At 44.3% G+C, this 21774-nt stretch carries 16 protein-coding genes and 5 tRNA genes; 13 read left to right on the top strand and 8 right to left on the bottom strand.

Annotation, left to right across the window (positions count from 1 at the left end; genetic code table 11):
• The first annotated feature begins 34 nt into the window (after positions 1-34).
• Entirely contained in the window at positions 35-937 is a 903-nt protein-coding gene (locus tag EP13_RS12605) for a histone deacetylase family protein (protein WP_044057597.1), read from the top strand.
• A gap of 30 nt (positions 938-967) precedes the next feature.
• Here EP13_RS12605 and EP13_RS12600 read toward each other — a convergent pair whose 3' ends face one another.
• From EP13_RS12600 to folD, 6 genes are all read right to left on the bottom strand, one after another.
• Positions 968-1918, bottom strand: a complete 951-nt coding sequence (locus EP13_RS12600) for a phospholipase A (RefSeq protein ID WP_044057596.1) — start codon at positions 1916-1918, stop codon at positions 968-970.
• Positions 1919-1953: 35 nt separating this feature from the next.
• Positions 1954-2793 carry an MBL fold metallo-hydrolase gene (locus tag EP13_RS12595; RefSeq protein WP_044057595.1) on the bottom strand — a complete coding sequence of 280 codons (840 nt, stop codon included), beginning with the start codon at positions 2791-2793 and terminating at the stop codon, positions 1954-1956.
• Positions 2794-2823: 30 nt separating this feature from the next.
• Positions 2824-4524, bottom strand: a complete 1701-nt coding sequence (locus EP13_RS12590; protein WP_044057594.1) for a proline--tRNA ligase — start codon at positions 4522-4524, stop codon at positions 2824-2826.
• 89 nt (positions 4525-4613) lie between these two features.
• Positions 4614-5327 carry a tRNA (N6-threonylcarbamoyladenosine(37)-N6)-methyltransferase TrmO gene (gene tsaA, locus EP13_RS12585; protein WP_052364389.1) on the bottom strand — a complete coding sequence of 238 codons (714 nt, stop codon included), beginning with the start codon at positions 5325-5327 and terminating at the stop codon, positions 4614-4616.
• Positions 5328-5534: 207 nt separating this feature from the next.
• Entirely contained in the window at positions 5535-6086 is a 552-nt protein-coding gene (locus EP13_RS12580; protein ID WP_044057593.1) for a DUF1415 domain-containing protein, read from the bottom strand.
• A 6-nt stretch (positions 6087-6092) separates the two neighbouring features.
• Positions 6093-6947 carry a bifunctional methylenetetrahydrofolate dehydrogenase/methenyltetrahydrofolate cyclohydrolase FolD gene (gene folD / locus EP13_RS12575; RefSeq protein ID WP_044057592.1) on the bottom strand — a complete coding sequence of 285 codons (855 nt, stop codon included), beginning with the start codon at positions 6945-6947 and terminating at the stop codon, positions 6093-6095.
• Between the two features lie 372 nt (positions 6948-7319).
• On the opposite strand from folD, the gene EP13_RS12570 reads away from it, so the two are divergent.
• From EP13_RS12570 to dapE, 12 genes are all read left to right on the top strand, one after another.
• A tRNA-Pro gene (locus EP13_RS12570) sits at positions 7320-7396 on the top strand.
• A gap of 24 nt (positions 7397-7420) precedes the next feature.
• Positions 7421-7497 (top strand) — tRNA-Arg (locus EP13_RS12565).
• Positions 7498-7586: 89 nt separating this feature from the next.
• Positions 7587-7662 (top strand) — tRNA-His (locus tag EP13_RS12560).
• A 7-nt stretch (positions 7663-7669) separates the two neighbouring features.
• A tRNA-Leu gene (locus EP13_RS12555) sits at positions 7670-7754 on the top strand.
• 47 nt (positions 7755-7801) lie between these two features.
• Positions 7802-7878 (top strand) — tRNA-Pro (locus EP13_RS12550).
• A 322-nt stretch (positions 7879-8200) separates the two neighbouring features.
• Positions 8201-9505, top strand: coding sequence for a trigger factor (gene tig / locus EP13_RS12545; protein ID WP_044057591.1), 1305 nt, complete (start codon positions 8201-8203; stop codon positions 9503-9505).
• 98 nt (positions 9506-9603) lie between these two features.
• Entirely contained in the window at positions 9604-10233 is a 630-nt protein-coding gene (clpP, locus tag EP13_RS12540; RefSeq protein ID WP_044057590.1) for an ATP-dependent Clp endopeptidase proteolytic subunit ClpP, read from the top strand.
• A gap of 74 nt (positions 10234-10307) precedes the next feature.
• Positions 10308-11582: an ATP-dependent protease ATP-binding subunit ClpX gene (clpX, locus tag EP13_RS12535; protein WP_044057589.1), complete on the top strand. Its 1275-nt coding sequence runs from the start codon at positions 10308-10310 to the stop codon at positions 11580-11582.
• Positions 11583-11963: 381 nt separating this feature from the next.
• Positions 11964-14318, top strand: coding sequence for an endopeptidase La (gene lon / locus EP13_RS12530; protein WP_044057588.1), 2355 nt, complete (start codon positions 11964-11966; stop codon positions 14316-14318).
• Between the two features lie 305 nt (positions 14319-14623).
• Positions 14624-14896, top strand: coding sequence for a nucleoid-associated protein HU-beta (hupB, locus tag EP13_RS12525; RefSeq protein ID WP_044057587.1), 273 nt, complete (start codon positions 14624-14626; stop codon positions 14894-14896).
• A 266-nt stretch (positions 14897-15162) separates the two neighbouring features.
• Positions 15163-17055: a SurA N-terminal domain-containing protein gene (locus tag EP13_RS12520; protein WP_044057586.1), complete on the top strand. Its 1893-nt coding sequence runs from the start codon at positions 15163-15165 to the stop codon at positions 17053-17055.
• A 453-nt stretch (positions 17056-17508) separates the two neighbouring features.
• Positions 17509-18678 (top strand): succinyl-diaminopimelate desuccinylase, encoded by a 1170-nt coding sequence (gene dapE, locus EP13_RS12510; protein ID WP_044057584.1) that lies wholly within the window; start codon positions 17509-17511, stop codon positions 18676-18678.
• 135 nt (positions 18679-18813) lie between these two features.
• On the opposite strand, the gene EP13_RS12505 is transcribed toward dapE, so the two are convergent.
• Positions 18814-20532, bottom strand: coding sequence for a GNAT family N-acyltransferase (locus tag EP13_RS12505; RefSeq protein ID WP_044057583.1), 1719 nt, complete (start codon positions 20530-20532; stop codon positions 18814-18816).
• Positions 20533-20682: 150 nt separating this feature from the next.
• Positions 20683-21483 carry a UDP-2,3-diacylglucosamine diphosphatase gene (locus tag EP13_RS12500; RefSeq protein ID WP_044057582.1) on the bottom strand — a complete coding sequence of 267 codons (801 nt, stop codon included), beginning with the start codon at positions 21481-21483 and terminating at the stop codon, positions 20683-20685.
• Positions 21484-21774 lie beyond the last annotated feature (291 nt).

Genomic DNA, 21774 nt, shown 5'->3' with positions numbered 1-21774 from the left:
CGTCAGTGTTAGACAGTTTTATTAGGCGCCCTGCATGATCCCATTGGTGTTTCACCCCATTTATAGTCAACTCGAATTACCTCATAGACACAGATTCCCAATAGAAAAATACGTGGGGATAAGAGATGAACTGGTGAAGCGAGGGGTGAGTGAATCGGGCTTTACGCAGCCACTCCCCCTATCAGAACGTGACTTGTATCAGTATTATTCTCAGGATTACGTGAAGGCGCTATCTAGCGGTACATTAGATGTAAAAGCGATGCGTCGAATTGGCTTTCCATGGTCTGAGCAATTGATTAAACGTACCTACACCGCTGTGGCAGGTACCTGTTTAACGGCACAACTTGCCATTGAACAAGGCAAAGCCCTCAACCTGACGGGAGGCTATCATCATGCATTTGCAGATTATGGCTCGGGTTTTTGCCTGTTTAACGACTTGTACCTTGCGGCGAAGACAATGCAAAAGGCGTCACATATTGATAATGTACTTATTCTTGATTTAGATGTACATCAAGGGGACGGTACGGCTAAGTTGGCAGAGAATGATAACGATATCTTTACGTTGTCTATCCACGGTGAAAAAAACTTCCCTCACCGAAAACAGCAATCAAATATCGATATTGGTTTGCTCAAAGGGGCAGGTGACGATGAATATTTAACGACCCTTGATGAGGCGCTCACTTTAGTTCTACGTCAATTTCAACCTGATGCAATCATTTACGACGCTGGCGTGGACATTCATGTCAATGACGATTTAGGCTTGTTGAATGTCACGACAGAAGGTGTTCTCACCCGTGATAAGCGGGTATTTGATTTCGCCGATGGCTGTGGTGTGCCCATAGCCGCCGTTATTGGTGGCGGCTATCAGCGAGATATCGCAGCGCTGGTGGATGTACACCTGCAGCTTTACAAAGCGGCGGGTGTCATTGCTCGCTAAGGTTGCGCGCCACTATTTATAAGGCGCGTGTTATAAGAACAGTAGTTGGAATCCAACACCAATACGCTCTTGAGAGCGATTATAGTCAATTAACGAGTCGCCGTAGCCGTTAAAGTATTGCAGTAGCAGCTCGTATCTATCAGAGATAGGATAGGTAAAGTCGAGTTGAATGCTGCCTCGGTTTTCGTCAAAGTCTAAGTTATTTCTTAGCAATGCCATCATTTTAAATGCGCCAATTTTACGGCCATACCCAAGCTCTATTCTGCCGTAGTAGTCTTGAATATCTGGGTTGTCATCTCCGGTAGGATCATTAATGTCGTCTTTTTCGTCTTCCGGAATACGGTACCACGTCTTGAGGTAATAGATATCATCGTTATCACTAAACACGATTGAGGCAAACAGGCGGTTCCAACTGCGTGATTGCAAGCCACTTTGGCCGTTTGACATATGATTAAAACCTACTTGGAAGGTATTAAACTTGTAGCCGAAAACAGAGTAATCAGCGGTTTCTTGCCAAAACACTTCTGGTTCGTAGTTGGTTTCGCGAAACGGCTTTGATACTTCACTGTTGTACAATTGCCAAAATGATGTGAGGGTAAAACCAAAGTAAACTCCGTCGAAACCGGCTTCTTCTAGATACAACGGGAACTTAGTGCTGACCTGGAATTTAGCTTCTTTTTTATCAATATTTTCTTCCGTTAATTCACTATTGCCGGCCGAATTGGGGTTAGTGATGTAAGTTATGGGAAGAATATAATTTTGCCTGTGTTGGGTCATGGCGAAGGAGTTATCCAGCGCTTCTTTATCGCCTTCCATGCGATTGTCTAAAGCGCTTTCCGTAGTCACATCGCGCTTAATAATATCGATAACTTCAATATCATTTTCGTCGCTATCTTCACTCTGCTGTTTTTCTTGAGCATGTACGTGCTGACTGCATGAAGTAAACACAGCCATATATAGTAAGGACTTTAACACTGACACCTTATTTCTCCGTGGTGGTGGACGTAATTTTATCGTTAAAAAATGAGGGTTTGCCCTTCCGCAGAAGCAAAAACAGCTAATGCAGATTCTGTGACGGTAATGTACTGCTCACAGTGTTCGACAATCATATCTATATCTTTATCGGTGCGATCTGGATCATGACTATATAAAGCGAGATGCTTCGCTTGGCATGCAAGCGCCAGTTTTACCGCTTCTTCAGCCACTGAATGCCCCCAACCTGATTTATCTGGCATGTCAGAGGCTAAGTATTGTGCATCATGAATTATCATATCTGCATCTTTCGCAAAATCCACAAAACCTAAAAAGTTTGTTTCTTTTTGATAGGGAGGATAGAGCTCATTGTCGGTAATATACGCCAGTTTCACGCCGTCTTCTTCAAGACAATAGGCACTGCCTTTTCCGGGGTGGTTCATCCTTAACCGCTTTATTTTCGCATTGCCAATTTGCCATGACATTTGATTTTCAGGAAATGTTTTAAATTGGATATTCGCGTGTAAATCACAAGGAGACACGGGAAAGAATGAGCCTTCCATTTGCTGCAAAATATGATCATGCTGTGCAAGTGATGTTTGGCCAGGGTAAATAAAGATATCGCGGTTAGCCTGGTATATCGGAGAGAAAAATGGAAAACCCTGTATATGGTCCCAATGATTATGACTTAATAATAGGTGGATAGGGGAGGTTTTGTTTTTTAACTTATTGCCTAACAGACGAATGCCCGTGCCTGAGTCTAATATGATATCGGTGCCGTCGTTAAGCTCAACGTGAACGCATGCGGTATTTCCACCGTACTTGATGTACGCTGCGCCAGGGGTCGGAATAGACCCTCTAACGCCGTAAAAAGTGACTCGCATGCATCCTCCTTCTGCCGAGTTTATTGTCGCTTACAAGGTGGCGACAAATTCTCTCGCAGCCGACAAATCAATCAGTTGTTTTTCACCTGTATGGCGATTTTTATATTCCACCTGTTGATTGTCTAAGTTTCTTTCACCAATCACAATTGTGTGAGGAATACCGATAAGTTCCATGTCGTTGAACATGACGCCTGGGCGCTCTTTTCTATCGTCGAATAGCACTTCTATGCCCATGTCTAACAAGGTTTTATATAAGCCTTCAGCCGCTTCCTTGATGCGATGAGATTTGTGCATATTCATTGGAATAAGCGCCAGCTTAAAGGGAGCGATAGGATCGGGCCACTTAATACCAAACTTATCATGATTTTGCTCGATTGCCGCAGCCACAATACGTGAAACGCCAATACCATAGCAACCCATGGTTAGGGTTTGGTGTTTGCCTGTTTCGCTTAACACACCGCAATTCATGGCTTCTGAGTATTTGCTGCCTAACTGGAAAATATGACCGACTTCGATACCACGTTTAATTTCCAGTGTACCATTTCCGTCAGGTGAGGCGTCGCCGGAAACTACATTTCTCAAATCTGCTGTTTCAAGCTCACCCACCCAGTTCGCGTTTTTACGCATGGTGTTCTCGCTGTTACCACCACACACGAAATCTGCAAGGGCAGCTGCACTCAAATCTACCACAGTAGGAAGCGTCAGTGCGCTCGGGTCGGCAAACGTAGGGTGTACACCAAGTACAGCGGTTGCTTTTTCTTCACTAGCAACCACCAAAGGTACCTGTATACCGGCAACTTTTTCCGCTTTAATGTCGTTCAGCGTATGCTGCGCTGACAGCACTAACGCTACCCAGCGTTCTGCCTCGCCCTCTTCTGATTCGCCTTTGACCACAATCACTTTTACGGCTTGTGCTGCGTCAACATTGAGTGACGCTAATGCGGTTTCTAGGTCTGCGGAGTCTACGCTGACGACTTCTTCAGCTAAACCGGAGGCGTGTTGCTTCTCAGGTGCTATGGCTTCTGCCATTTCCACATTGGCGGCATAGTTACTGTCACTGGCAAAGGCAATGGCATCTTCACCTGAGTCAGCTAAAACATGAAATTCGTGAGAGTGGTTGCCGCCAATAGAGCCTGAATCTGCAATGACCGCTCTAAAATCTAGGCCTAAACGGGTGAAAATATTGCAGTACGCCTCAAACATGATTTGATACGTTTTTTCTAAACAGCTGTCTTCTAAGTGGAAGCTGTACGCATCTTTCATGGTGAACTCACGACCACGCATGATGCCAAAACGAGGGCGAACTTCGTCACGAAATTTCGTTTGAATTTGATATAGGTTTAACGGCAGTTGCTTGTAGCTGCTAATTTCATTGCGCACCAAAGAAGTAATGACTTCTTCATGAGTGGGGCCTAATACAAAGTCTCGCTGATGGCGGTCTTTGACACGTAAAAGTTCAGGGCCATATTCGTCCCAACGTCCAGATTCTTGCCAAAGGTCAGCGGGCTGAACCACGGGCATCAACACTTCAATCGCGCCGGCTTTATTCATTTCTTCACGCACGATATTTGAAATTTTGTTTAATACGCGAAGGCCACTGGGTAACCAAGTATATAGACCAGAGGCTAGCTTTCTTATCATGCCCGCACGCAACATTAGCTGGTGGCTGATAACCTCAGCATCGGCGGGGGTTTCTTTCTGCGTGGCAAGCAAATATTGACTAGTGCGCATTCGGTGCAGTTTTCCTATAAAAAATAATAAATGGGTAGATCTGGCGTATTCTAATTAACAAATAGCAATTGTGCTACAACCGTGTTGATTTAAACCGCTTTCAATTGTGTGACAACCAGTGTTCCCTGCTGAACATAAAAGTAAATATCGTACGCATACAGCATGACACGGTATTCCTTCGGATCGTCATCGAGTTTGTGTTTGTACGCTGGTCGCGGATCTTGCTGTAGCACAGAAACAATCAGTGTCTCTAAATCGCTGTGGGTCATGCTCGCTTTAGTTAGGCTTGCCCTTGCTTGCTCGCTAATCACAACTTGGCGATTGGGAATAGGGGCATAATCATCTAGCTTGTCTGTGGCGCTTTCACATATGTCCGCATAGGGAAGGTAAGGCTTGATATCTAAGATAGGGGTGCCATCCAGTAAGTCTAGCCCTTCTACCTCTAACTGCACGAGGCCGTTGTGTTTGTAGTAGCCTCCGCGTTTTAAAACAGACATCCCAATCCCATTAGGTCTATGTGTACTGCGGCTAGCAAATACCCCTAATGTCTCATTGCCACCTAATCGTGGTGCCTTTACCGTGGGCTTCCAACCTTTATCACTATTCTTGTGAAACTGAAACAGTACCCACACATGGCTAAAGCCTTCTAACCCTTTAAATACACGTATGTCGTTAAATTGTTCAGTGAGGGTGATATGCCCTTTTGCCTTCGCCAAATTAGGTTGTCGTGGGATCGCGAACTTCTGCTTAAAAGGGCTGGTGATAAAACCTATGGGAGTGATAGGTATATTGTTGTTATTCATGGGTAATAAAGTGTTATCACTGAAACATTTTGTTAATTATTTATTGGCTCAACCCCACATTATGTAATATTTTAATCACATAGTTCAGGTATGATAAAACTTCAAGTTTGCAGTGAAATTTAAACTTGAGCCAAATACGGATGTTTGGGTCGCTGTATTTGGTTTCCCTGGACCCATCTTTTGGCCTGTCTATTTGGACAGGCTTTTTTAATTCGTTTTGAGCGCTTTCAACTTATCTCTGAAATAAGGGCAACCTAGCGTCTGCGCCTTTTCCATATTATGAGTGTAAATCTTTTCCGCATCCTCTTCATTTTGCATATATTTCGAAATGTCTGATTCGCGGATTAAATGAAGCAGCGGATACGGAGAACGGTTGGTAAAGTGAGAGGGTGACGCACTGTCTTCACCTTCAAATTGGTAGTCTGGATGAAAGCTGGCGAGTTGATAAATGCCTGCATATCCCCAATCACTCAACATTTTTTCTGCTATCGCAAGAATATCAAGGTAACGATTAAAGTCTTTTGCATCTTCGTTTGTCAGTATTAGGAGCGTCGTCGCAATATTGGCGTCATTGTCGAGGCGTCTACATTCATCAAACAATGTCGCAAGGACACTCCCTGCATCGGCTGTGGCGGCTGTCACTTCACAATGTATTCCGCCAGGATAGCGGGCATAGCGAGCAAAGGGACAAAAGTTGTGGTGGATGACGATATCATCCACCCATTGCAATGTCGCCGAGATGTAATGTTGATTTTCCATGAAATATTAAGAATGGAACTTTACGTACGCTTCTAGCGTGTTTTCAATGAGACTTGCCACTGTCATTGGGCCTACGCCCCCAGGCACTGGTGTAATCCATCCCGCTCGTTCCTTGGCTTTCTCAAACTCAACGTCACCCACTAACGAGCCATCGCCCATACGGTTGATACCTACATCAATAACAATTGCGCCAGGCTTAATCCACTCTCCAGGAATGAAGTTAGGCTTTCCTACCGCCACCACAAGAAGGTCGGCACGATTGACATGCGCTTTTAAGTCTTGCGTGAATTTATGGCAGGTAGTCACGGTGCAACCCGCCAGTAGTAGCTCTAAACTCATAGGACGGCCCACAATATTTGAGGCACCTATGATAACGGCGTCTAAACCTTTTACCGGTCTCTTCGTCGCCTCTATCATTGTCATGATCCCCTTTGGGGTACAGGGGCGTAGTGCGGGAATTCTTTGCGCGAGTCGGCCAATATTGTAAGGGTGGAATCCGTCTACATCTTTATGCGGGTGAATGCGCTCTAAGACTTTTTCAGCGTTTAAACCCGCTGGTAAGGGCAGTTGTACCAATATACCGTCTATTTCATTGTCAGCATTTAAATCATCAACGATAGAAAGTAACTTTTCTTCTGACGTGTCTGCAGGCAAATCAAAAGAGCGAGAAACAAACCCCACTTCTTCACACGCCTTTCGTTTGTTAGACACATAAACTTGAGAAGCTGCATCACTTCCTACTAAAACAACGGCAAGGCCAGGTTGTCTTTTTTTAGCCTCAATTAAAGAGTCTACATATGAAGAAACATGTTGGCGAACTTGTTTGGCAATTAGCTTGCCATCAATTAGGTGAGCGGTCATAAAAGGGATATACTTTCTATAGTGATCAACAAGTGGTCATTATTGTTTCACATATAGGCTTATTTAGACCAGTAGCAAGCATAAAATAGTTACCTTCCTTCAAAGACTTTTTCGCTTTTTCTTTTTATTTTTCGTTTTGCGCAAATAAACATGCAACAGAGTTCTACCCATACAAGGGCGGGGTAAAGGCCTTAATTCACCTTATAATGTATAAATAGCCATCAAATTGATTAAAAAAACACGATAATGCCTGCTTTGTGAGCGGTTGGAATTTTTATTTAAAAAAGTGTTTGACGAGGTGGGGGCAAGTCAGTAATATTCGCACCCCGTAACGGCACAGAGGCAAAACGCTTCAAACGCCGCTACAATAGTCGGTGAGTGGCGCAGCTTGGTAGCGCACTTGTTTTGGGTACAAGGGGTCGCAGGTTCAAATCCTGTCTCACCGACCACTTTTGCAAGCGAAGATTCGCCGAGCGCCCGTAGCTCAGCTGGATAGAGCAACGGCCTTCTAAGCCGTGGGTCGCAGGTTCGAATCCTGCCGGGCGCGCCATGCGGGTCAGGTAGGTCCTGACAGCGTGGTAGAATTTTCAAAATAGTATGTCTACAATTCACATACTGTTTATTGCAAGCACCTCTATGGTGGGCGTAGCTCAGTTGGTAGAGCCCCGGATTGTGATTCCGGTTGTCGTGGGTTCAAGTCCCATCGTCCACCCCACTTTTTTGCGGAAGTGGTGGAATTGGTAGACACGCTGGATTTAGGTTCCAGTGCTTCACGGCGTGAGAGTTCAAGTCTCTCCTTCCGCACCATATTTTATGCTTTAATTTAAAAGCAGTTCTTTTTAAAAGATCCTCGTCGGTGAGTGGCGCAGCTTGGTAGCGCACTTGTTTTGGGTACAAGGGGTCGCAGGTTCAAATCCTGTCTCACCGACCATTCTTCTTTCGTCAATTTCCTTTTTTCTCCTTGTTTTCAACGAATTTTGCACCGATCGTCTGTTATTCGGTCAATTGGGTGTTACAAACTTGTGTTTCCCTCTCGACTCTTGTTTAGTGCGGCTGTATACTACCGCGTCTTTTTTTAACCGGTGCGTTTGTCTCAGGTTAGTGAAGTGCAGTGATATACTGCGCTGAATTTTGGGAATACAAACGCCAAAAACGACCTCTACCCCGATGTGATCCGCCACAAAATTGATGGCATAGCGGGAGAGGGGATTGTGAACCAAGCGCCTATAGAGGCGTATAGTTGAGGTAACATAATGCAAGTTTCTGTCGAGACGACCCAGGGTTTAGAACGCCGTCTTACTATCAGCGTTCCAGCTGACGCTGTTGATTCAGCGGTTAAGTCACGCCTACAACAGTTGGCGAAAACACAACGCATCAATGGCTTCCGTCCAGGAAAAGTTCCAGTAAGCGTAATTAAAAAACGTTTCGGCCAAGCGGTTCGCCAAGAAGTTGCTGGCGACGTAATGCAGCAAAACTTCTACCAAGCTATCGTTCAGGAAAAAATTCAACCTGCTGGCATGCCAAAGTTTGAATTAACGAAAGATGAAGACGGACAAGATCTTGAATTTGTCGCCTCATTTGAAGTTTACCCTGAAGTAGAAGTGAAAGGTGTAAGCGATATCGAGATTGAAAAGCCAGTAGTAGACATTACTGACGAAGATCTAGATAACATGATGGAAACCCTGCAAAAGCAGCACGCTAGCTGGAAAGAAGTTAAGCGTAAAGCGAAAAAAGATGACAAAGTTATCATCGATTTCGTAGGCACGGTTGACGGTGAAGAATTCGAAGGTGGTAAAGCTGAAGATTTCGCACTAGAACTGGGTCAAGGCCGCATGATTCCTGGTTTCGAAAAGCCGTTGGTTGGCGCGAAAGCGGGTGAAGAAGTGACTATCGAAGTGACTTTCCCTGAAGATTATCACGCTGAAAACCTAAAAGGTAAAGAAGCGGTATTCCAAGCAACCGTGAAAAAAGTGGAAGGCCAATCTCTACCTAAAGTAGACGAAGAATTTGCCAAGCTTTTCGGTGTTGAAGAAGGCGGTGTAGACGCGCTTAAAGCTGAAGTTCGTAAGAACATGGAACGTGAACTTAACCAAACGTTAAAAGCGCAGGTTAAAGAAGACGTTATCGCTAAACTTGTTGAAGCAAACGAATTTGATATTCCTCAAGCGCTTATCGACCAAGAAGTTAACGCTCTGCGTGAACAAGCGAAGCAGCGTTTCAGCCAACAAGGCGGTGGTCAAAACCTTCCTGAGCTTCCAGCTGAACTCTTCACTGACAATGCTAAGCGTCGTGTTTCAATCGGCCTTATCCTTGGTGAAGTGATCAAGCAAAACGAGCTTAAAGCTGATGAAGCGAAAGTTAACGAGATGATCGAAACTGCTGCTTCAGCGTACGAAGACCCACAAGAAGTGGTAGAATACTACAACAACAACCAAGAGCTTATGCAGCAAATGCAAAACGTTGCACTTGAAGAGCAAGCTATTGAGTGGGTTCTTGAGCAAGCAAATGTTACCGAAGTAACAAAAGCTTTTGACGAGGTTATGAACAAACAGGCGTAATTTTTTACTGTCTGATTGACTTAACCCATCAGCAACTGCTTAAATGCTCGGAGCCTTCCGAGCATTTTTGTTTTTAACGCTAGATAATCAAGGTAGCTATGACTAATACCCCGTTCGATCCAATGAATGCACTTGTCCCTATGGTAGTAGAGCAAACTTCCAAAGGGGAACGTTCTTACGATATTTATTCTCGCCTGCTAAAAGAAAACGTTATTTTCTTAGTAGGGCAAGTTGAAGACCACATGGCAAACCTGATTGTGGCTCAAATGTTATTCCTAGAAGCGGAAAATCCAGAGAAAGATATTTTCCTTTATATTAACTCTCCTGGTGGTTCAGTCACCGCGGGAATGGCCATTTATGACACCATGAACTTCATCAAGCCTGATGTGAGTACCGTGTGTATGGGGCAAGCTGCAAGCATGGGAGCATTCCTCCTTTCAGCAGGCGCGAAGGGCAAGCGTTTCTGTCTGCCTAATTCTCGCGTAATGATTCACCAGCCATTAGGTGGGTTCCAAGGCCAGGCATCAGATTTTGAAATTCATGCGAAAGAAATCTTGTCTATTAAAGAGAAGTTAAATCGCTTGATGGCTCAGCATACAGGGCAAGACTACGACACAGTAGCACGTGATACTGATAGGGATAACTTCCTAAGTGCGACTGAGGCTAAAGAGTATGGCCTTATCGATCAGGTTTTAACAAATCGATCTGACGCAGCCGCAACTAAGTAGTATAGTTATAGTAGTCCTGAACATGTGCATAGCACACTTTGGTTTTAGGTTCAGGCAAGGCAGAGGCAAAAGTAATGAGTGATAAACAAAGCGGTGATGGTGACAACAAGTTACTGTACTGCTCGTTTTGTGGCAAAAGCCAACACGAAGTAAGAAAATTAATTGCAGGCCCGTCGGTATTTATATGCGACGAGTGTGTAGAGTTATGTAACGATATCATTCGCGAAGAAATCAAGGAAATCGCGCCAAAGCAAAAGCAGGATGCTTTACCGAAACCAAGTGAAATTCATTCACACCTTGATGATTACGTTATTGGCCAAGAACATGCCAAAAAGGTATTGTCGGTAGCAGTGTATAACCACTATAAGCGTTTACGTAACGGTGACGTGCACGATGGGGTTGAATTAGGCAAAAGTAATATCTTGCTTATTGGCCCTACAGGCAGTGGTAAAACATTACTGGCAGAAACCCTAGCACGGCTATTAGACGTTCCTTTCACTATGGCAGACGCCACCACGCTAACTGAAGCCGGTTACGTGGGTGAAGACGTAGAAAACATTATTCAAAAGTTACTGCAAAAATGTGACTATGAAGTGGAAAAAGCGCAACGCGGTATTGTATACATTGATGAAATTGACAAAATTTCTCGTAAGTCAGACAACCCATCTATTACCCGTGATGTGTCTGGTGAAGGTGTACAGCAAGCATTGCTTAAGCTTATTGAAGGAACGGTTGCCTCTGTGCCTCCACAAGGTGGACGCAAGCATCCTCAACAGGAATTCCTTCAGGTAGATACCTCTAAAATCTTATTTATTTGCGGTGGTGCATTTGCAGGGCTTGATAAAGTTATCGAGCAACGAGCACAAACTGGCGCAGGCATTGGCTTTGGCGCATCAGTGAAGTCTACCGACAATAAGCAAGAAATTAGTCAGTTGTTTAAACAGGTTGAACCTGAAGACTTGGTTAAATACGGCTTGATTCCCGAGTTTATTGGGCGTTTACCGGTAGTAACCAGTCTTGAAGAGTTGAACGAAGATGCGTTAATTCAGATTCTTCGTGAACCTAAAAATGCGATTACAAAGCAATACGCAGCCCTTTTCGATATGGAAGAGGTAGAGCTAGAGTTTCGCGACGACGCACTACATGCTATTGCGAAAAAAGCCATGCAGCGTAAAACCGGTGCACGAGGCCTTCGCTCTATTGTTGAAGCCGTTCTACTCGACACTATGTACGAGCTGCCTTCAATGGACGATGTCAGTAAGGTGGTTATTGATGAAACCGTAATACGCGGCGAGTCTAAGCCCATTCTTATTTATGACAGTAACGAAAAGAAAGCGGCTTCTGAGTAAGCCATTTTAGAAAAGGCCCGTTAAGGGCCTTTTTGTTGTTAGCCCCTCTTATCTTTGTTTTCCTCACACCCATTCAACATTCAAAAAAATCGAATCTTGGCGAAAGCCAAGGCCACTCACGCTTCCCTTTTCGTCTTTTAAAAAAGTAAGAGGTGGCAAAATCAAATTAACCCTAGCAACCTCATTTGGTGGATATTTAAGCTATCAGTCTTAATTTAGCTATCCTTTCTGCCAGATTTACTAACTAAGTGTTGCCATGCGGTCTAAAATCGATAATGGTTAAGTAAAAGGGTGGGATTACATGCACTTTAATAAGTTTTAATTGAACTTTGACTTTGCATCCCCATATAAATCGACATTGCAAACTAATAGAGAACACGTATGACAGTTGAGCGTGAGAATCGCATTGAAATTCCTGTACTTGCCTTGCGGGACGTGGTCGTTTATCCACATATGGTCATACCCTTATTTGTTGGGCGTGAGAAATCAATCCGCTGTTTAGAAGCGGCAATGGACAATGACAAGCAAATCTTTCTTGCTGCGCAAAAAGACGCGAGTGTAGATGAACCTGAATCAGAAGATATTTACAACGTAGGTACCATAGCGACCATTCTTCAGTTGCTAAAACTACCTGACGGCACGGTAAAGGTACTTGTAGAAGGCAGTGTTCGTGGTCAGGTAGAAAGTTATGAACAGTCCGAACCTTATTTCGTGGCCACCGTGTCTAAAATTGAAGACGAAGCCATCGATGAAAGCGAACAGGAAGTCCTCATTCGTTCAGCCGTATCTCAATTCGAAGGCTATGTGAAACTTAATAAAAAGATACCACCAGAGGTACTGACCTCGCTAAACGGTATCGATGATGCTGCACGCCTTGCCGATACAATGGCGGCTCACATGCCTCTAAAACTGACTGAAAAACAGAAAGTACTAGAGATGAAAGGGGTGAATGAGCGCCTAGAATATCTTATGGCCTTGATGGAAGGCGAGATAGATTTATTGCAAGTCGAGAAGAAAATTCGTACTCGCGTTAAAAAGCAGATGGAAAAAAGTCAGCGCGAATACTATTTGAATGAGCAAATGAAAGCCATTCAAAAAGAATTAGGCGAACTGGATGACGCGCCTGACGAATTTGAAGCCCTCTCGAAGAAAATTGCTGACGCTAAAATGCCGAAAGAGGCAGAAGATAAAGCGAAATCTGAACTGCAAAAGCTTAAAATGATGTCGCCTATGTCGGCGGAAGCCACGGTGCTTCGTAGCTACATAGAGTGGCTTACCAATGTGCCGTGGAATAAGCGTTCGCCAGTGAAGAAAGATTTGTCACGGGCGGAAGTCGTGCTTAATGAAGACCATTACGGACTCGAAAAAGTTAAAGAGCGCATACTTGAATACCTTGCCGTCCAGCAGCGTGTCAAAAAATTAAAAGGTCCTATCCTTTGTTTAGTGGGGCCGCCAGGGGTAGGTAAGACGTCTCTTGGCCAGTCAGTGGCTAAAGCGACCGGGCGTAAATACGTTCGTATGGCGTTAGGTGGCGTACGTGATGAAGCGGAAATCCGTGGACACAGAAGAACATATATTGGTTCTTTGCCTGGCAAGCTCATTCAGAAAATGGCAAAAGTTGGCGTAAAAAATCCACTGTTTTTGTTAGATGAAATCGACAAAATGTCTTCAGATATGCGTGGTGATCCTGCGTCAGCGCTATTGGAAGTCCTTGACCCTGAGCAAAACAACAGCTTCAGCGATCATTATCTTGAAGTTGACTATGACTTGTCTGATGTCATGTTTGTTGCCACGTCTAACAGCATGAATATCCCTGGGCCATTGCTAGATAGAATGGAAGTGATTCGATTGTCGGGTTACACAGAGGACGAAAAACTCAATATTGCCAAGAATCATTTAATTGGTAAGCAAATGGAGCGTAATGGCTTAAAAGCAAAAGAGTTGGAAATCACCGATTCTGCTGTAATTGGTATGATACGCTACTACACCCGTGAAGCGGGCGTACGAAGCTTAGAACGTGAAGTGTCTAAGGTTTGTCGTAAAGCAGTGAAGGATATCCTGCTGACGAAAAGTAAAGACAAAGTGGTGGTTAACCAAGACAACTTAAAAGATTACTTAGGCGTACAACGTTTTGATTATGGTAAGGCTGACAAAGATAACCAAATTGGACAAGTTACTGGCCTAGCTTGGACTCAGGTAGGTGGTGACTTACTAACAATAGAAACCACCGCGGTACCCGGTAAAGGCAAGATGACTTCTACGGGATCACTGGGGGATGTCATGCAAGAGTCTATTCAGGCGGCCATGACAGTCGTGCGAAGCCGTGCTGAAAAACTTCGCATTAACGACGATTTTTACGAGAAACGTGATATCCATGTGCACGTACCAGAAGGGGCAACACCGAAAGATGGCCCTAGTGCAGGTATTGCTATGTGTACCGCCCTCGTTTCAACATTGACCGGTAACCCGGTGAAATGCGAAGTGGCCATGACAGGTGAAATAACGCTGCGTGGAGAGGTTTTAGCCATTGGTGGGTTGAAAGAAAAACTGCTGGCAGCACATCGTGGTGGCATCAAAACGGTGGTGATACCGAAAGACAATGAACGTGATTTGGAAGAAATTCCAGAAAATGTGAAAAAAGACTTAAGTATTCATCCTGTTAAGTGGATAGATGAAGTGTTAGATATCGCACTTCAAGAACCAGTAGACAAATTTGAAGTTGTCACTAAGTCATAAAAAAAACCGGCTGCAACGCTTTATTTTAAAGGGGTGTAGCCATTTTTCTTTAATATTTGTTTAAAAAATGTGCATAACCTTTGTAAATCGCCATTTTTTTTCAAATTAGGGCTTTCAAGTCGCAGAAGTTGTGTTACCTTTAGTTTGTATTCGCTTGAAGCCTTGCCACAAAAGGGATTGCAGCGATTCAACAAAAGTTAACTATTTGTGACAGATTGCTTGAACTTAAAGATCAAGCTTGCTATAACGTTCAATCAAATCGTTTTGGACAAACAGTATAATAACAATCGAAGGGGATCATAATTGTGAACAAGTCTCAACTAATCGACCAAATCGCTGCTGGTGCAGACATTTCTAAAGCAGCCGCTGGCCGCGCTCTTGATGCATTCACTGACTCAGTTACTGCAGCGCTAAAAGAAGGCGATCAGGTAGCACTAGTAGGTTTTGGTACTTTCTCAGTTCGCGAACGTTCAGCTCGCAGTGGCCGTAACCCACAAACTGGTGAGACTATTCAGATTTCAGCAGCGAAAGTTCCTTCTTTCAAAGCTGGTAAAGCACTGAAAGACGCTTGTAACTAAGCAAAAATATTATTGAAAAGGCGATGGCTAGTCCATCGCCTTTTTTATTTGTAGTGTCATATCACTGCCTACTACATAGGCAAGCTAAGTGTCCTTTCAACAAGCATGCGTCTTGTTCCCATCTAATTGTTATTAGTTCATGTTAGGCCATTTATCTTCCCACGTATTAGGTTATAATCAGCGCTTATTTTGCCAAGGTAATTGCGTAATTCGTTTAGGGTTGTGTACTTGGTAAGTGTAGTAAGCAACGGAGTTGAAGAACAATCATGCTAGAAAGAATCAGAGAAGGTTCTCAAGGCCCTTGGGCGATGGCCATTATTGCGCTCATCGTATTAAGTTTCGTCTTTGCTGGCGTAGGCAGCTACCTGACTTCATCAGGTTCTACCGCAGTCGCAACGGTGAATGGCGAAGAGATTTCCGCACAAGAATTAGAGCGAGCGTACCAAAATCAACGCGCGCAAATGGAGTCTCAATTTGGTGAAAGTATTGCCCAGTTATTTTCAAGTGAGCAGTACCTAAGTGACTTTAAGCGCAATGTTCTTGACCGTTTAATTGCCGAAAAGCTTATTCAGCAAGAAGCGGTAGCATTAGGGCTTAGAGTCAGTGATGAGCAAATTAAAGAAACCATCACACAAATGCCGGAATTCCAATTTGGTGGTCAATTCGACAATCAACGATTCCAAACCATTTTGCGTCAAAATGGCTTTCAAGTAGCGGATTTCCGTGATTACTTGCGTACGCAAATGACACAAAATCAATTGGCTGCTGCTTTGACTAACTCTGCATTTGCGTTGGAAGGTGAAGTTGAGTTAGCCAATACGCTGCAAGGCCAAACTCGTGACGCTAACTATCTTGTTATTGATTCAGCCTCATTCTCTGAGGGTGTTGAGGTTACCGAAGATGATATTAATGCGTACTACAACGCAAATATTGCCGCTTTCGATACTGAAGAGCAGGTTAAATTAGCTTATGTGATGTTATCTATTGACGATCTGAAATCTCGCGTATCTGTAGATGATGATGAAGTTCGCAGCTATTACGAGAATAATTTAGCGGGTTACCAAACGGAAGAAGAGCGTCGTGTTTCGCACATTCTTATTGAATTTGGCGACGACACTGAAGCGGCCCGGGCAAAAGCTGAAGCATTACTTGCTGAGATTAAAGCGGGGGCTGATTTTGCTACCTTAGCTGAAACCTCTTCTGAGGACACCTTTTCGGCAGAAGCCGGTGGTGACTTAGACTATATCACGCAAGATGCTATGGATCCGGCGTTTGATGAAGCTGCGTTTGCTATTGAGAACGTCGGTGAGGTATCAGACGTGGTAGAAAGCGAATTCGGTTTTCATATTATAAAGCTAACCGACATAAAGCCTTCAACCACCACAGCATTTGAAGATGTAAAAAGCGATATTCGCGAGTCGTTATTACTTGATAAAGCAACGGAAGCCTATTTTGAAGATCAAAATCTAATGGCTGAAATTGCATTTGAAGTACCAGATACGCTTGAAGATGTGGCCAATGCCGTTGATGCAACAGTGCAAGAAACGGCGCTGTTTAGCCGCAATATGGCGCCTACAGCTTTAGACCACCCAGCAGTACTGGAAGCGGCATTTTCTTCAGAGCTTATTGAAGAGGGTGTAAATAGTGACATCATCGAAATTGACGATGAAACTGTGGTAGTGGTTAGAGTGGTTGAACATGAACCTCAACGTACTCAATCGCTTGAGGAAGTACGTGAAGGCATCGTAGCTTCGCTTCAAGACCAAAAAGCACAAGAAGCTGCTCAAGCGTGGGCGAGAGAGCGAGTTAATCAGCTACAAAAAGGCGAGTCTATTGATGACGCGTTAGCTGAAAAATCACTGAACTGGGAAGCGGCAGAAGGTATTGCTCGTTCCGGCAGCACAGTAAATCGCGCTATTGTGGATAAAGTGTTCACATTGGCATTGGGTGAAGGTAGTCAATACGATTATGTGTCACTGGTAAGTGGCGACGTAGCCATTGTGGAACTTACTCATGTTAATCCTGCACCTGCGTTAGAAGAGAGTGTGGCGAGTACATTGAAGCAACGCCTCTCTGCTATGCATGGTCAGCGTGTTTACCAGCAATTTGTAGAAGGGCTTCGTGCCGACGCGGATGTCACCATCTCCCCGTCGCTATAACAGGCCGTATTAACTGCGTGACGTGCGCATATATTTAAAGCCAGCCTAAATAAAAAGCCCTCAATAGTTGGACTATCCAATAAATTGAGGGCTTTTTTATTTAGGCTGGCTTTTTAGTGTGTAAGAAACAACATAAGGGTATAAAACAATGCAATGACCGCAGATAAAACCAAAATATACATAAAGCCCTGTTTACCCTGTGACACCGAATAATGGTTAGCTTTAAGGTAACCCAACCAGAGTAACGAAAGTAAAATGGGTATAAGGACAAATATTTTTAACACAGATTAGCTCCATCATTGCGAGTACGTCTTATAGTACTACGCTTCTTAAAGATAAAAAGGACTTCCTTGATGACACAAAGCTTGTCATTGGCTTGTCTCATTTCTGTTATGTCGCTGTCATCTTCCCTTTGTCTAATATAGCAAAGTCATCTGAATACTGAATGTTATTATGAATCAAGCCGCACCGCATCATGCTAAAGAGGCCAGAAGTATACATTTTGCAGAAGTTCTTATGGCGCGCGAGTCGATAACACCCAAAGACGCGGGTTGCCAAAGTTACCTCATTTATCGCCTTCAAAAGCTTGGTTTTTCATGCACTAAGCATAAGGTTAACGGCGTCACAAACCTTATTGCCCGTTGGGGACACGGCCCTTTGCACTTTGCTTTCTCAGGGCATACTGATGTTGTGCCACCCGGTCCTCTAGCAAAATGGCAGTCACCACCTTTTTCTCCCGTTATCAGTGAGAATAAGCTGTACGGTCGAGGAGCAGCGGATATGAAGACGGGGCTTTCTGCTATGTTGGCGGCCACCGAAAGAGCAATAGCTTATCTCAACCAAGGTGAAATTAGCTATTGGTGGCTTATTACTAGCGACGAAGAAGGCGAGGCTGAGTACGGCTCTAAGTGGATAGCATCCTATCTCAAAGAGCAGCAGGTTACCCTGGATATGTGTTTAGTTGGCGAACCAACGGCCACCCAGCATACGGGTGATACCATTAAAGTAGGACGCAGAGGCTCGTTGTCTGGGGCGATTACCATTCATGGCAAACAAGGCCACGTGGCTTATCCGAAAAGCAGCGTTAACGCTCTTCACATCGCCGCGACAGTGGTAAATACCTTAACCCGTTACGCCTTTGATGAAGGCAGTGCGGACTTTCCGGGAACCAGCCTACAAGTGACGCATATCGACAGCGGTAAATTTACTGATAATTTAGTTCCTGGTGTAGCGCGCATTGAGTTTAATGTTCGCTACTCGTGGCAATATAACGAACAAACCTTAAGCGATTTATTAACACAATTGGTAAAAAGTGTAGACGCTAATGCCACGTTAACCTGGTCTCGCCCTTGTGAACCTTATATCACGACGCAGAGCAAAGGCGGCGCTTGTCTAATTAACCTCGTTGAGCGAGCGGTTCGTAACGCCACCGGGCGTTACCCTGTGGTAAGCACCTCTGGTGGCACGTCCGACGGGCGCTTCTTTGCCAGCGAGCAAACACAAGTGGTAGAAGTCGGCGTGCCTAATGACACTATTCACCAAATTAATGAACATATTCACTTATCGGACTTAGTCACCTTAGAAGACATCTACACTGATGTGCTATTGAGTTTAACGGTATAAATTCGCCGCCAGCGCTAATTTTCCGAGGCCGCTTGAGGGTAGGCCGGCACCATTAGATAGAATATTGACCTATAAAAAAACGCCTATCACATAGATAGGCGCTCTTTTGATGAACAAGCATTACCGTCTCCGCGGTTAGGCCGATTGTTTTAAGTTTACGTCGCCCAAATAGCGTTTACGCTTTTTGGTGGTTAAGGTCTCTAAATCTACCACCACTAAACCATCAATACAGTCATTGAAATCTGGGTCAACGTTAAAGCCTAAGAAAGCCACGCCTCCGTCTTTGCATACTTCACTGTATTGTTTGTATAAGGTAGGAACATTAACCCCCATATTAGCGAGCAAGTGCTTAAGTTGCGTAAACTCAGCTTTGTAGTCATTGCCAGTAAAGGTATGGATGATTTCCTGAGACATTTGGTAAGGGCGTTTGCATTCTGCATGACCGAACTTGGCTGGAAAGTAAGTGGAGTAAAACTGAACAATAAGATCCTTCGCCGGTTGCGGGTAGGCATTACTGAGTGACACTGCCCCGAATAGGTAGCGATATTTAGGGTATTGATTGAGAAATGCGCCAATACCAAACCACAGATAGTCTAAACTGCGTTTACCCCAATAGCGAGGTTGCACAAAGCTTCGTCCTAGCTCTAGCCCTTGCTCAAACAGAGCGTCGTTACCCTCTTTGTAGTCAAAGAGGGTGGCAGAGTATAAGCCTGTGGGGTGATCTTCTTGGGTAAGCAATTGAGCATCGCCAAATCGATAAGCGCCAACAATTTCTAAGTCTACTTCATCCCACAAAACCAAATGATAATAGTGGCTATCGTAGGTGTCGATGTCGCGACGTTTATTGGTACCTTCGCCCACGGCGCGAAAGGCAATTTCACGCAGGCGACCAATCTCTCGCATGATGGGAGAACAATTTTTGTGTTGGTACAAGTAGATAGACTTACCATCGGTTGTTTGACCAAGGTGCTCACACTGTTTTATCGCCCGTGAAAGTTCCTTTCTGTCTTCTGGCGTGGCGACGGGGGCCTGGGTGTCAAATATGCCCTTTTTATTGCTGCCTATACGATACAAGTGGCGTTTAAATAGTTTTACCTGATCTTTAAGCGAAATAGTGGTTTGCTGATATGACTCAAACGGGATGAGTTCACCAATACGCATAGGAAGGTGTTTTTTGCGCTGTTTAAACATTTCTTTTACTAGCAATGCGGTGGCCAGCGGTTTGTACACCATAGACACACCATAAAATAGCGGACTATTTTTGGCATCAATATACACGGGAAGGATAGGGGACTTCGCTTGTCGTGCCATGCGCAGAAAACCAGAGTGCCAGCGTGTATCTCTTACGCCTTGTGGGCGTAAGCGGGAAACTTCCCCAGCAGGGAAAATCAGTACAGCACCTTCTGATTTTAGGTGAGATTGAATGGCAGATAAGTGTTGTTTTGGCGTGCCGCCTTGCATGTTATTAACGGGAAGCAACATATCGTGCAGGGGCTCGATGGCCATAAGCATTTGGTTAGCCACCACTTTTAAATCGTGCCTAACTTCGCTAACCAGTTTAATCAGCGCCAATGCATCCAGCGAGCCTATGGGATGGTTCGCGATAATGACAACCCGTCCTTCGGTAGGAATACGCTCTTTTTCAACGTCGCGGGTAGAATAACTGATATTGAAGTATTCAAGCACTTGCTCTACAAAATCAATATCTTCATAGTGCGGGTAGGTTTCACCAAACTCCGTAATTTCTCGCTCATGGAGTAAATGTCGCAATACAAAAGACAGCGACTTGAATAATAACGGATTATTTGCCACCTGAGGGTAGTGTTTATTTAGTACTTCATCAACAGTAAACATAGTCATTCTCGGTTTTTGGCGAACTTTAACAGGGCAATGTGACGTTTTTCACACAGTTTGATGTCACTTATTTGACATTGGTATTTCGGCATTGCTTTTTCGCATTGAAGGGAAGGCACACTACATTCGGTGTGCCTCTATTCAGATGAGTTATGCTGCTTTCGAGGTAGAGGCTTTTGCCTTGATAGGGGTGACGTTATTTGTGCTTTCCATTTCTTCTAAATAATAAATAAGTGATAAGTTCCCCTCCATGTCTTCGCCAAGGGCACTACAATTTTCAACCCAGTCACCATCGTTAATGTAGTGAATTCCCTTTTCCATACTGCTTTCTGGGTGGTGGATGTGGCCACAAATAACACCATCAAGCTGCATTTCAGCTGCCCGTTGGCAGCAGGCTTCTCGATAGCGAGCAATCGCCTCGTTGGCGCCTTTAATGTGCTTTTTGATGTAGCCTGCTAAAGACCAATACTCTCGCTTTCTCCAGCTTCTGAAACGGTTGTATTCACGGTTGAGAAACAAGAGTAAATCGTAGCCTTTGTCGCCAATCCATGCGTGGAATTTACCCATGGTAACTTCGCCATCAAACTGGTCGCCGTGCAGCACCAGGTAACGTTTGCCCTGTGCGGTAGTGTGTACCAGTTGACGCTCAATTTCGATGTCACCAAATGCCATGCCGGAATATGACTGAATAGGTTCATCGTGATTGCCAGGAAGATACACAACACGCGTGCCTTCTTGACCCATTTGCATAAGTCTGTGCATCACTTGATTGTGTGTTTTCGGCCAGCGAAATTGTTTTGTCATTTGCCACATATCCACAATGTCACCCACCAAATAAAGGGTATCCACGGTAATATTGTTCAAAAATGACAAGAGGTACTCAGCCTTACAGTCACGGTTACCCAAGTGAATGTCTGAAAGCCAAAGTGTGCGATAGTGTGTTTTCTTCATAGCAAGGTCCCAAAGCGATTGCCTTGGAACGCCACTATATGGCCACTAATTGACAGAACCGTGACGCTTGCTTGACCATTGTGTTACAAACCCGGTCTTTACATTTAAAGGCACCCACTATGAATTGGATTTATAGCTTCTTATCATCAGGCATCATTTTTATTTGAGTATAAAGGCAGTAGACTGATTCAATGGTACATAAAACCTAGATGCAGTGCTTGGTTTACTGCAACAGCCAACTCACGCAAGTTACCGACGTTTGCGTGGTGAAAAACAAGATGACATCAGGAA

The sequence above is a fragment of the Alteromonas australica genome (genome assembly GCF_000730385.1).
Lineage (GTDB): Bacteria > Pseudomonadota > Gammaproteobacteria > Enterobacterales > Alteromonadaceae > Alteromonas > Alteromonas australica.
The sequence above is the reverse complement of the archived record's forward strand: the minus strand, read 5'-3'. Positions and strand labels throughout refer to the sequence as shown.